This window comes from Paenibacillus pinihumi DSM 23905 = JCM 16419, assembly GCF_000422505.1.
Lineage (GTDB): Bacteria > Bacillota > Bacilli > Paenibacillales > Paenibacillaceae > Paenibacillus_D > Paenibacillus_D pinihumi.
Genome location: NZ_KE383866.1, coordinates 352,379 through 364,402, shown reverse-complemented (window position 1 = coordinate 364,402; position 12,024 = coordinate 352,379). Strand labels below are relative to the sequence as shown.

Below are 12,024 nucleotides of genomic sequence, written 5' to 3'. Positions count from 1 at the left end.
CATTTGATACCTAATATAATCATACTTACGTGATATAAACATGCGTGTTTGCACGTATTGTGATTTTAAGTTTTGGCCCTGCCTATCTGTTATCAGCATTATCAGCTGATAGCGCTCCCTGGATCATTTCAATTTGGGAAAAATCGCATTAAAAGAGGATCAAAGAAATTTTAATTTCTTTAATTTTAATTTCTTTAAGAATTTTGCATGAGTTGACCCTGGGAATGTATAGTAAATGAGTACGTTAAAAATATTAACCGCAACATAAATAACGGATCATCCGTCTAGGGGGGTGAACAGCAATGAGTAAGATGATAAAGCGTATACTGTGGATTGCAGTATTTGTTGTTCTTGCAGCAGGTTTTCTTATTTTTGAAAATAATGCGTTGACCGTCACAAACTTCAACATCAGCTCTGCCAAGCTCCCCAAAGGAGCGGAGAATTATACAATTGTGCAGCTTTCCGATCTTCACAGCAAATCTTTCGGCAACGGCCAGCAGCGACTGGTCAGCAAGGTGCAGACACAGCATCCGAACCTGATTGTCATCACAGGCGATCTGGTGGACAGTAAACGGTATGATGAAGAAACAAGTCTGACTTTGATGAAAGAACTGACTCAGCTTGCCCCCGTCTATTTTGTCACCGGCAATCATGAATGGTGGTCGGGAAGATACGAAGAGCTGGAGAAGAAGCTGGAGCTGCTCGGGGTACATGTGCTGCGTAACCGCTCCGAAATGATTCAACTGGGCGAAGGCTCTTTTCGTATCATTGGCATCGATGACCCGGCAATAGAGAGAATGTCTTATGACGAGCAGGATCTGGTAGCCTCTGAGCTGCGAAGCTCGCTGGAAGGAGATGAGGAGTCAAAAGATTTCATGCTGCTGCTGTCGCACAGGCCGGAGCTGTTCCCGGTCTATGAAAAGTATGGGATGGATTTGGTGCTCTCCGGACATGCGCATGGCGGACAGGTCAGATTGCCTTTCATCGGCGGACTTGTCGCTCCGAATCAAGGCTTTTTGCCGAAGTATGACGCCGGACAATATACGGGCGAAGGCACAACGATGATTGTAAGCCGGGGGCTTGGGAACAGCATTATTCCGCAGCGGTTATTTAACCGTCCCGAGATTGTCGTCATTAAGCTGTCTCACGCAGCTTAGGAGAATGGATGCCTGAGAATGTTACAGAACGTGGCTGGCGGAAATAGGGTTCAGACCTGTGTAAAGCAGTGATTGTGCGGTTAATCAATAATCAATGGCATCCATATGAAATGGATCACGTTATTAAATTATTCAAATACAAACAATGAATTGGAGGAACTTATCATGAACAAAACATCCAAACGCTTCAAAAGCCAACTGCTGGTACGTTCCATGGCTCTGGGTATTACATTGACCGTAGCTGCAGGGGCTGGAGCTGCTGCTGCGGCGCCGCTTGCCAGTACGGCCAACGTTCCCGCACAAACAGTCACTGCCCAGTCCTCCCAGGCTATTTATGATCAGTTCCAGATCTATCTGAAGGCACCGGGCAAGCTTAGCCAGGCCCGCAAGTATCTGCTTAATCATATCAGCAAGACATCACCGCATCATGCAACACTGATGACGCTTCATCTGGAAAATGCGCAGCGGGCGGATCTTGCTTCCTTTACGAAAAAGTTTGAAACCGGAATTTTGGATGGTGTCCGGGTAGAGAGTCCGACATTTACGAATTTGCTGGCCGTCGTGAAAGATCCGGCCAAGCGCAAGCTGCTCATTGAGGCCAGAGACCGCGGTTACCAGATAGCAACACAAGAGGGCATGTATTACCCCGTAATTAATTACAGCGAGTATAAACGCTACAGCCCTTACGTGAACCGTGATATTGCGGCTTATATCGATATTATGGCAGTGGAGGCCAATAAGCCGGCTCTTGGAGATGCGGCGCTGTTGATCAGCTGGGATGAGGCATTGAAGCGGGGATTGGAACGCGAGAAGTTCCTGGATACTTACAAGGTATCCAACCGCAGAGCCAATGTGGAGCGGGAACTGGAATTTTCCAAAATGCATATTTTTTATGGTGCCAACAACACGCCGTTGTTTGATTACGATACGAAGACAATCGAGCCAGGAGCTCTTAAGACTTACAAGAAAGCACTGGAGAACGGAGCCGGAAGCAGCAAGCTGCTAGGGACTTTGCAAAAGTTCATGGATGTCCTGGAGAAGAATGGCGGCAAGCGTACGGCTGATGTAGATAAATTTCTTAAAGCCAATGTTCCGTTAAAGTTTTAATTAAATTACCCTATAAAGGAGCTGTTCCTGCTGATAAGCAAGGGGCTGCTCCTTTTTATGGATATCCGATAAGATTAATGTGAATAGTTAATTTATAAATATATCATAAAGTAATATTGAAAATCAAGAAATAAATATTGTGCAAATCAGGTAAATATAGTATTCTAGTGACGGGAACAAAATGATCGAGTAGAAGGAGAGATGGAGATGAACAATATGATGATGTCCACGGTTATGATGAACATGTGTATGGAAGAAATGATGTGCAAAATGAAATGTATGAAAATGATGATGGATTCCATGATGGGAATGGATATGGACATGGACATGGACATGAGCATGGATACTGATATGATGATGTCCAAAATGCAGGAATGTGATGAAATGATGACGATGATGATGCAAATGATGAGAGAAATGAAGCAAAAAGCATAAAAAAGCCGCCCGCGAAGATTCCGTACAAGCTGGTCCCGTCCTCAAGAAACGGGAGAGCTGTTACGTGGTCAAGGCAGAGCAGACCTCTGTATGCCAACGAATCGGCTATTCAATTCACACCCCTGCTACAATCCTCTTAGCTGCTGCGCAACATGCAGACGCTCCAGTTTGAGCCCCCACAGCTTTTCCTTGATTTGCTGACTATCCGGATTTTCCTCATCCTTCAGCCCATGAAGCTGTTCGTATAGCGACATCAGTTCCTGATTAATCTGGTCAAATTTTTGCCAGAGACGGGTTTTGATCGTATAGCGGATCTCACCTGCAATATGCAGCTCCTTTTGCTTTAAGGTGAAGAGGATGTCTTCCTGCCAGGCTGTATCCCTGACTTTTACCGCATAATTATATAAATCCAAATGATCGTCAATCCATCTTTGGGCAATAAGTTTTGCTGTCATAGGATAGGCTCCTTTTTGCGTTTCAATTAATATGTGTAAGTTGAATCTCTTTACCGAGTATTATACTAGGATTTATCGGAAAATCAATACATTTTTCAGAGAATTTTATGCACCGGGATAGGCCGGAAAATCAAGACTTGTAACCTCTCGTACATATTCAGTTCAAATAAGTTCGATATACTTCAATTCTGGAGAAAGAGAGGAGCTATCGAATGAGTACGAACAGCTTGAGTACACATGAAGAATTTTCAATTAAAAAAATTATTGGCCCGATGTTGGCCGTAATCGTCGGCATGATCATGGTCATTCTGGACAGCACCGTGGTTAACGTTGCGCTGCCGAAGCTGGTGGAAGAGTTCAACTCTACCATATCCAAGCTGCAATGGTCCGTTACAGGCTACACCCTGGCTTTGTCCGCCGTGATTCCACTGGCCGGATGGATGACCGACCGCTTCGGGACGAAGCGGATTTTTCTGATTACCATCGGTTTTTTTACCGTTGGATCTTTGTTGTGCGCCATGGCGCAAACACCGGAACAACTGATTTTGTTCCGTATTATTCAGGGTCTTGGCGGTGGTATGGTATCGCCGATTGGAATGGCCATGATTTTCAAGATGGCGCCGCCGGAGAAACGCGGAACATTAATGGGAATGCTCGGAATTCCGATGCTGCTCGCACCTGCGCTTGGACCTGTGCTGGCCGGTTATCTGGTGGAGTATGTGCATTGGAACTGGATTTTTCTGATCAATTTGCCGATCGGCATTTTGGCGATCCTGATCGGACTTCGCAACCTGCCAAAAAGCGAGGTGAAGGCTGTGCCGTCGCTTGACCTTCTTGGCATGATTTTGGCGCCGATCGCCTTCTCCATGCTGGCCTTTGGCGTAAGCGAGGGCGGTGTAGAGTGGACATCTCCACGAACGTTGACAGGCCTGATTGTTGGCGGAACTGCGCTCTTGTTGTTCATTATCGTAGAGCTAAGAAGCAAGCAGCCGCTGCTGGAGCTGCGCGTATTCAGGTCTTCAGACTTTACCCGCGGCATTTTGATTTCCTGGGTGACGCAGATTGCCCTATTCGGGTCGATCCTGCTCATCCCGCTGTTCCTGCAGAGCATTAAGCAGTATACGGCGCTGGAGACAGGCTTGATTCTGCTGCCGCAGGCGCTCTCGTCTGCGATCTTCATGCCGCTTGGCGGCCGTCTCTATGACAAGCTGGGCGCCCGTCCGCTCGCTATTGCCGGACTGAGCGTCATTACAGCAGCATTGTTCATGCTGTCGAAGATTACACTGGATACCGGACTGCCATACATCATGACTGCACTGGCAATGGTAGGGGCAGGAATGGGGATGTCCATGATGGCGATCAATACGCATGTGCTCGCCTCGGCGCCTCGTCATCTCGTCGGACGGGTCACTCCGCTGACGACTGCTGCACAGCAGGTCATGGTATCTTTCGCCGTTGCGGGTTTAACCGGCTATTGGACCTCACGGGTAACCAGCCATATGACAGAGACAGCCAATCAGGCTGCAGCCGCAACTTCCGCTTTCGGGGATACGTTCCTGCTGGCATCGGGTATTGCGCTCGTAGGGGCGTTGCTGGGATTCATTCTGCGAAAGCCAAAGCCGAAACCAGATGATACAAGCAAGGGAGAAGGAAATGCCCCGGACCCGGCCATGATGATGGGACATTAATGAATAAAAAAAGAGCATGAGCAAAAACGCAGTCTGTACCGGCATGACAAAAATGCCGGGGCAGGCTGCTGTTGCTGTTTTGGCGATTCTATGCCCGGAGATAATGAGAGCTAGGCAGCATCCCGCCTAAGCAGACCAATTGAATAAGAAATGGATGGAGATTAAATACTTTTTAATCAGCGTGTATGTAAATGCGGAAGGGGAGAGCAGCGGATGACAACGGTGCTGGTCGTTGATGATGAAGCGCACATCCGGGAACTGGTGCGATTATATTTGCAGGATGAGGGCATGGACATTGTGGAGAAATCCAATGGCGAAGAGGCATGGGATTATGTGAACTCCCATCCGGTCGATCTGGTTGTGCTCGATGTGATGATGCCCAAAATGGACGGCTGGGAGCTGTGCAGACGGCTGCGCGAGTCCGGTGACAAGCCGGTGCTGATGCTGACAGCCAAAGGAGAAGCCGGAGACCGGATCAAAGGCTTCACTGTAGGAACGGACGATTATTTGGTCAAGCCCTTTGAGCCGATGGAGCTGGTTATGCGGGTAAAGGCACTGCTCAGGCGCTATCGGATTGCAGTGTCCAATGCAATTCAGCTTGGGCGAATCATATTGGATAAGCAGAGCTATATGATTGCCTTCAAAGATACAGGACAGGAAATGTCCATCCCGCTGAAGGAATTCGAGCTGCTCTATACGTTGGCCAGCTATCCGGGCCAACTGTTCACGAGAGAAATGCTCATTTCCCAAATCTGGGGCTATGAATATGAAGGCGATGAACGGACAGTTGATACGCATATCAAACGGGTGCGCGAGCGGTTCGCCGATTATAATGATGATTTTAAAATTGTTACCCTGCGCGGGCTGGGCTACCGTCTTGAGGCGGGCCATGATTAAATCGCTGTATGTACGGATCATTTTCGTTTTTTTCGCAGTAGTAATCGGAAGCCTGATTCTGACTTTTTTAATTTACGGGAAAATGTACAGCAGCCAGTTCAAGTCCTTTTTGCAAGAAACTCTGATTTTAAGCGGCAAAACAATCATTCAGTCCTATGTGGAGTCTTACCCGGATAATCAGGACTCTTTACTCAAGGGAATTAACGCGCTGCCCATCTTCACGGTCAATATTTATGACAATAAAGGCAAGCTGCTTCATCAGGATGATATCCGCAAAGTCAAACGGATTCAACTGAGCGGCAAGCAGATTCAGCAGGTGCTGGGTGGCGGCGTGCTGCGCGACAAAGCGCCAGGGAAAAATCATTCGGAAATTGTCATCGGCCTGCCCTTTCAGGTAGGGAACGCATCCTACGCCTTGTTCCTGTCGCCGGAGATCAGCGATCTGGAACGGGTGCTCGCTTATATTTTCCGGTCCCAGCTCTTGCTTGTGCTTTTGTTCGGAAGTTTGCTGATTCTAATCGCTGCAGGTTATATTGTCAGGCCGCTGCGCAAACTTACACATGCAACCAGACAAATGGCCAAGGGAGATTTCAGCATCCGGCTGCATACAAGACGCCGGGATGAGATTGGGGAACTGACGCGCAGTTTCAATCTGATGGCCAAGGAGCTTGGCGCGCTGGAGCAGATCAGGAAGCAGTTCGTATCGGATGTCTCGCATGAGTTCAAGTCGCCTCTCACTTCAATCAAGGGCTTCACCCAGGCACTCAAGCACAAGAAGCTGGATGAGGAGAGCCGGATGCGCCTGCTCGGCATTATGGAGGCCGAGACGGACCGCCTGTCAAGGCTAAGCGGCGATTTGCTCCAGCTGTCTACGCTGGAATATGAGCATTTTCAGCTGGATACCCGGCTGTTCCGGCTTGATGAGCAGCTTCGCAAATGCGTAATTGCCTTTGAGCCGCAGTGGCTGGCAAAAAATATCAGCATCGAGCTGCAAATGGCTGACGCTGCAATTGTAGCGGATGAAGACAGACTGAATCTGGTATGGACAAACCTGATCAGCAACAGCATCAAATTTACAGAGCCCGGAGGAAAAATTCGTGTCACGCTGGAACTGGGCAGTGAGTGTGTAAAGGTGGGAATTACGGATACTGGAAGCGGTATCCCTGAGGATGAGCTGGACCAGATTTTCAAGCCGTTTTACAAGGTTGATAAGTCCAGGGACCGGACAGCCAGCAGCGGCAGCGGCATCGGGCTTTCCATCGTCAGGCGTATTGTAGCGCTGCATAATGGAAATATTATGGTGACGAGCCGGATTGGAGAAGGAACAACCTTCACGATACATCTCCCGTCCGGCTGAATTTGTAATCCTTCATTCACAGAGGGTTCAAATGAATTGGCTATACTACATCCACAACATGAGAGGAGAGAAGCCAATTGAACCAAATCACCCGGCTCAGCCTGAAAAATGGTGCTGCTATTGTTCTATTATGCCTGCTTGTGCTGGGCTATGGATTTTACTCCACAACCCAAATCAAGCAACAAACGTTCCCCGATGTAGAGTTTCCGGCTCTGTTCATCCAGGCCGTTCAAGCGGGAGCATCAACTGAAGAGATCGAGAGCAGCCTTACCGCTCCTATTGAAGACAGTCTGATCCATCTGAAAAACTATGATTCCATAACAAGCACCTCAGCGGAGAATGCAGCCAGCATTGTGCTGCAATTCCCGTTTGGTACCGATATGGACAAGCGGACAAACGAGATTGAAAGTGCGCTTGCCAAGCTGAAACTGCCGGAGCAGGCGAATGTAACCGTTCAGCGTCTGTCCGCGTCTGCTGCGCCGATCTATCAGGCGGCTGTCTATGCGGCGGGTGGTGAATCCGATGAGCTGTCCAGGCAGCTTCAGGACGATATTGTACCTAAAATGGAAAAGCTCAGCGGCGTAAGCACTGTCACTTTGCACGGCCTGCCCGCTGAAGAACTGCAGATTGTAGTTGACAAAGCGAAGGCAAATGCAAATGGGATTACGCTGCAAGCGATTCAAAACGCGCTTTCAGGCCTTGATTATGCTCTGCCGCTTGGCGCTGTCAATGAGGAAGGCAAGACGATTCCGATCCGGCTGTCCGGGAAGATCGGGTCCGTCTCCAAAATCGAGCAGCTCGTCCTTGCACCCTCCATTCCTCAAGGGGCGGGGGGAGTTGCCCCCAATGCCGGCCTTTCGGACGGAACCGCTCAAAGCAATACAGGCTCTCCAGGTACTTCCGGGGGCAAAGGAGCGGCTCCGCCGCCGCAGGGCAATGCCAAAGGGGGTGGAGCAGCCGCGGGTGCTGCCATTCAGCCAATCAAGCTGGCTGATATTGCCACTATCAGCACGGCAACCTCGCAGCATGAGATTACCCGCTTTAACGGCAAGCCAAGCTATGTCGTTGAAGTTATCAAAAATCAGGATGCAAATACAGCAGAGGTTGCCAATGAGGTCAAAAACCTGCTCGCTCAACAGCAGGAGAGCAGCGGTCTGGAAATCCATGTCATTATGGACCAGGGCAAGGATATTGAGCATTCCGTATCCTCGCTCGTTAAGGAAGGGCTGTTTGGCGCTTTATTTTGCGTCATCATCATCTTCCTGTTCCTGAGAAATATCCGGGCGACACTGATTTCGATTCTGTCTCTGCCGCTCTCGATATTTGCTACTATTGCCTTGCTCAACCAGATGGACTATACGCTCAACATTATGACCCTTGGCGGGATTGCGGTGTCCATCGGCCGGATTGTCGATGACAGTATCGTGGTCATTGAGAATATATACCGCTGGCGCCAGGAGAAGGGCGATCAGAGGGGCGGCAAAGAGCTGGCCTGGCAAGCGACCAAAGAGGTAATCGGAGCGGTTACTTCCTCCACGGTGGCAACTGTCGTCGTCTTCGCTCCGCTTGCTTTCGTAAGCGGCATAATCGGGGAGTTTTTCCGTCCGTTCTCGCTAGCGGTCGTCATTTCAATTGTGTCTTCCCTGCTCGTATCTGTCATGCTTATTCCTGTGCTTGGCGCCGCCTTGTTCAAGCGGGTCAAGCCGCATAAAGAAGGAGGGCGGCTTATCGGGGGATTCGAGAGGCTGCTTCGCGGGGCGCTAAGACGGAAGGGTTGGGTGCTTACAGGCGCTGTGCTGCTGCTGGCAGCTTCGCTGAGCATCATCCCGTTGCTGGGCGTCGCCTTTCTCCCCGCTGATACTGTCCCGACTGCTTCCATTAATCTGAGCCTGCCTGCAGGCAGCGGCATAGATCAGACCGGACAGGCCAGTGAAAAAGTAGAGAAATATGTCCAGTCCTTGCCGGGTCTGGACAACGTTCTCGTATCCATCGGCGGTGCTGCCGGTAATCCGTTTCTCGGCCAAGGGGCAAAAAACAAGGCGGCCATTACCGTCCAATTTACCAAAGGAACGGACATGGATGCGGTGGTCGGGCAGGCGAACCGTGAGCTGCCGACTATCGTCGACGCAAGCGGCAAAGGAACGGTTGTCAACATACGCGAAGGCCAGCAGCAGGGGCTGCCTACAGGCAATAATATTGACATCAATCTGTATTCAAACAGCACGGATGATTTAAATAAGGCTGCACGCCAGATCGAGGACCTGATGAAGCAGGACAATGATCTGAAGGATGTTGCCAATTCCATGAATGATCTGTCTCCAAAATGGGAGCTTAAGCTCAAGGACAATGCGGAAGGAATCAGCCCGTACCTCATTATGCAAATGGTCGGCGAGCAGCTTCGTCCGTTAGATGCGGGTACGTATGCGCTGGAAGGCAAGGAACGCCATATTACCATCGCCTATAAACAGCAGATTGCCACCCGTGAGGAACTCGAAAATATAGCAATCCCGACGGCCTCAGGCATTGTCCGGCTAAAGGATATTGCGGAGCTGTCGGAGCAGAATGCACTGGTAACCATTCAGCATAATGAAGGAAAAATGTACGCCCAGGTAAAAGCAAACGTGAAGGGCAGTGATACGGCTGCTGTTACGCAGCGCGTGCTCAAGGATATTGACAGCCTGAGCCTGCCCCAGGGGGTAGAAGTTGAGACCGGGGGCGGCCTGAAAATGATAACCGAGGGGTTTGTCCAGATCGGGATTGCGATGGGTGCAGCGGTCGGGCTTGTTTTTCTCGTGCTGAGTGTAACCTTCGGCGGGCTGCTGACGCCGCTCATTATTTTGTCCTCCTTGCTGTTTATTCCTGTAGGCTCGCTAGGCGCCCTGCTGCTGACCGGGCAGGCTCTGTCCATGAGCGCAATGATCGGGATGCTCATGCTCGTCGGCATTGTGGTGACAAATGCAGTCGTCCTGCTGGATCGGGCGGAGAAGAACCGCAAGGCAGGAGCAGAGTTGAGGGAAGCGATTGTGGAGGCCTCGCGGACGCGGCTCAGACCGATTCTGATGACGGCGTTCGCAACGATGCTGGCTCTTGTGCCGCTGGCTTTGTCCGGCTCTTCCACGAGTCTGATCTCAGGCAATCTGGCCGTTACAGTTATTGGCGGCCTGTTCACCTCAACCCTGCTTACGCTGGTCGTCGTCCCGGTGCTGTATGAGCTGGCCTGGAAGAGAAGAACGTTCAGGCGGACAGACGGTCTATAACATCTCAAGCTTTAAGGAGTAGCAGGTATGCGGTAATGCTATATAAGGCAGTATACAAAAAGACGGACCCGGAAATCGCCAAGGGTCCGTCTTTTTGGTTTGTCCAGTAGCCGGCCGCAACATCATCAACCAACTTTAAAGAAGAGGGTTGACAATAAAAAAGAATGGTGAGAAAATTTCACCTAACGACCGTTAGGAAGGTGAATTATGAGTTCGCAGAAAATTTTGCTTGCAGCACGGTCCTGCTTTGCCAGGGATGGGTACGAGGGAGCATCTCTGCAAAAAATCGCAGAGGAGGTTGGGATCAAGAAGCCTTCTATTTACGCCCATTATAAAGGAAAGGAAGACTTGTTTTTGCATGTCATGACGCTCGTTTTTTCAACAGTAAAACGGCGAATCATAGACTATTTCATCCAAAATCATCAGGCGCCGCTGGAAAGCCGGATGAAGAACTTTTTTGACTGGATGCTTCAGGAGTATGAAATGAGTGACAATGCCCGATTTTTAATCCGCTCGGGCTACTATCCGCCTGCCGGCCTTTATGGGCAGGTGATGGACATCCTGATTCCGTTCCTTGACGGATTGAGGCGGGCATTGACCCGCCTCCTGCAAAGGGAGATGCTTACCGGCGGGGTACACTGCAAGGACCCGAAGGAGGCGTCAATAGCATTTCTGACCGTGGTAGAGGGGGCAGTGGTGGAGCTTGTGTGCGGCTGGCCTGACCGTTACCAGTCCCGCGCAGCAGCGGTGTGGCCGGTCTATTGGAAAGGAATCAATGCTTAAATAATATTTGCAAGTCTGTATAGGCTTGTGACATCAAGAAGATTAATTGGAAAGCAGGCTTGAAAATGAATCGTATATGGTTATCTGTATTTGGCGCTGGAGCGCTGGAAGTGTTGTGGGTCTCCGGACTCAGACATTCGTCGAATGTGCTGGAATGGACCGGTACTGCCTTGTTTATCCTGCTCAGCTTTATCATTCTAATCAAAGCGACACAAACATTGCCGGTAGGGACTGTATATGCCGTATTTGCCGGATTGGGTACTTGCGGAACGGTAATCGTAGAAATGCTTGTGTTTGGTGAGCCGTTCAAATGGAGCAAAGTTTTGTTGATTGCTGTTTTGCTGGCGGGTGTGATCGGGCTGAAGCTCGTCTCTGGAGACAGTGAGGAACAGGCTGCGGGAACGGAGGTAGCGAAATGAGCTGGCTGGCATTAGGTTTGGCAGGGTGCTTCGAAGTGCTCGGTGTATTGAATCTGAAACGGGTTGCCATGAAGAAGGGCTGGAGTGCGATCGCGCTGTTAATTGTCTCCTTCGTGTGCAGCTTCTCGCTGCTTTCCTATGCGATGGTCTCGATTCCGATGGGGACCGCATATGCAATATGGACCGGAATTGGTACAGTGGGCGCTGCTGTGCTCGGGATGGTAGTGTACAAGGAGCCGAAGGAATGGAAGAGGCTGCTGTTTATCGCGATGATACTGGCTTCCGCAATCGGGCTGAAGCTGACGGTATGAGAGAAGACTGATGTGTTAGAGGTAGAAGCAGCTATGTCCGCATTGACAAGCTGCTTCTGCATAAAGCTTTGATGGCCCGCTGCTGAAGCGGTTTGCAAGACGAAGGAATTCGGACATCGCGCCGGCTGATGAGTGAGTCCCGGGAAGTTGTGGCTGCT

The 12,024-nt window shown here is 50.0% G+C and carries 11 protein-coding genes; 10 read left to right on the top strand and 1 reads right to left on the bottom strand.

Features of this window, described 5'->3' with window-relative positions; all coding sequences use genetic code 11:
• Positions 1-302: 302 nt before the first annotated feature.
• The 3 genes from H583_RS0125390 to H583_RS0125380 all read left to right on the top strand — a co-directional run bounded on the left by H583_RS0125390 (position 303) and on the right by H583_RS0125380 (position 2,699).
• On the top strand, positions 303-1,157 hold the full coding sequence (locus tag H583_RS0125390; protein ID WP_028562938.1) for a metallophosphoesterase: 855 nt from the start codon (positions 303-305) through the stop codon (positions 1,155-1,157).
• Between the two features lie 165 nt (positions 1,158-1,322).
• Entirely contained in the window at positions 1,323-2,264 is a 942-nt protein-coding gene (locus H583_RS35675) for a hypothetical protein (RefSeq protein WP_051236985.1), read from the top strand.
• Positions 2,265-2,471: 207 nt separating this feature from the next.
• On the top strand, positions 2,472-2,699 hold the full coding sequence (locus tag H583_RS0125380) for a hypothetical protein (protein WP_036710961.1): 228 nt from the start codon (positions 2,472-2,474) through the stop codon (positions 2,697-2,699).
• A gap of 125 nt (positions 2,700-2,824) precedes the next feature.
• Here the strand turns inward: H583_RS0125380 and H583_RS0125375 are convergent, their stop codons facing one another.
• The gene (locus tag H583_RS0125375; protein WP_028562936.1) at positions 2,825-3,154 is read right to left on the bottom strand and encodes a hypothetical protein; all 330 of its coding nucleotides are present in this window, start codon (positions 3,152-3,154) and stop codon (positions 2,825-2,827) included.
• Between the two features lie 212 nt (positions 3,155-3,366).
• On the opposite strand from H583_RS0125375, the gene H583_RS0125370 reads away from it, so the two are divergent.
• The 7 genes from H583_RS0125370 (at position 3,367) to H583_RS0125340 (ending at position 11,866) form a co-directional block, all read left to right on the top strand.
• Positions 3,367-4,842: an MDR family MFS transporter gene (locus tag H583_RS0125370; RefSeq protein ID WP_028562935.1), complete on the top strand. Its 1,476-nt coding sequence runs from the start codon at positions 3,367-3,369 to the stop codon at positions 4,840-4,842.
• A 213-nt stretch (positions 4,843-5,055) separates the two neighbouring features.
• Complete coding sequence (locus tag H583_RS0125365; protein WP_028562934.1) at positions 5,056-5,739, top strand: response regulator transcription factor; 684 nt, start codon at positions 5,056-5,058, stop codon at positions 5,737-5,739.
• Positions 5,732-7,096 carry a sensor histidine kinase gene (locus H583_RS0125360; RefSeq protein ID WP_028562933.1) on the top strand — a complete coding sequence of 455 codons (1,365 nt, stop codon included), beginning with the start codon at positions 5,732-5,734 and terminating at the stop codon, positions 7,094-7,096. The genes H583_RS0125365 and H583_RS0125360 overlap by 8 nt, the downstream gene beginning before the upstream one ends.
• A gap of 77 nt (positions 7,097-7,173) precedes the next feature.
• Positions 7,174-10,353, top strand: a complete 3,180-nt coding sequence (locus H583_RS0125355) for an efflux RND transporter permease subunit (protein ID WP_028562932.1) — start codon at positions 7,174-7,176, stop codon at positions 10,351-10,353.
• A 207-nt stretch (positions 10,354-10,560) separates the two neighbouring features.
• A complete protein-coding gene (locus H583_RS0125350; RefSeq protein WP_028562931.1) occupies positions 10,561-11,136 on the top strand; it encodes a TetR/AcrR family transcriptional regulator in 576 nt (191 codons plus the stop codon).
• 65 nt (positions 11,137-11,201) lie between these two features.
• Positions 11,202-11,555 carry a DMT family transporter gene (locus tag H583_RS0125345; RefSeq protein ID WP_028562930.1) on the top strand — a complete coding sequence of 118 codons (354 nt, stop codon included), beginning with the start codon at positions 11,202-11,204 and terminating at the stop codon, positions 11,553-11,555.
• Positions 11,552-11,866: a DMT family transporter gene (locus H583_RS0125340; protein ID WP_028562929.1), complete on the top strand. Its 315-nt coding sequence runs from the start codon at positions 11,552-11,554 to the stop codon at positions 11,864-11,866. Before H583_RS0125345 ends, H583_RS0125340 begins: the two co-directional genes overlap by 4 nt.
• Positions 11,867-12,024 lie beyond the last annotated feature (158 nt).

Coding starts and splice junctions, on each gene's coding strand:
- H583_RS0125340 (WP_028562929.1), top strand. CDS start 11,552: ATGAGCTGGCTGGCATTAGGTTTGGCAGGGTGCTTCGAAGTGCTCGGT.
- H583_RS0125390 (WP_028562938.1), top strand. CDS start 303: ATGAGTAAGATGATAAAGCGTATACTGTGGATTGCAGTATTTGTTGTT.
- H583_RS0125360 (WP_028562933.1), top strand. CDS start 5,732: ATGATTAAATCGCTGTATGTACGGATCATTTTCGTTTTTTTCGCAGTA.
- H583_RS0125375 (WP_028562936.1), bottom strand. CDS start 3,154: ATGACAGCAAAACTTATTGCCCAAAGATGGATTGACGATCATTTGGAT.
- H583_RS0125365 (WP_028562934.1), top strand. CDS start 5,056: ATGACAACGGTGCTGGTCGTTGATGATGAAGCGCACATCCGGGAACTG.
- H583_RS0125380 (WP_036710961.1), top strand. CDS start 2,472: ATGAACAATATGATGATGTCCACGGTTATGATGAACATGTGTATGGAA.
- H583_RS0125345 (WP_028562930.1), top strand. CDS start 11,202: ATGAATCGTATATGGTTATCTGTATTTGGCGCTGGAGCGCTGGAAGTG.
- H583_RS0125370 (WP_028562935.1), top strand. CDS start 3,367: ATGAGTACGAACAGCTTGAGTACACATGAAGAATTTTCAATTAAAAAA.
- H583_RS35675 (WP_051236985.1), top strand. CDS start 1,323: ATGAACAAAACATCCAAACGCTTCAAAAGCCAACTGCTGGTACGTTCC.
- H583_RS0125350 (WP_028562931.1), top strand. CDS start 10,561: ATGAGTTCGCAGAAAATTTTGCTTGCAGCACGGTCCTGCTTTGCCAGG.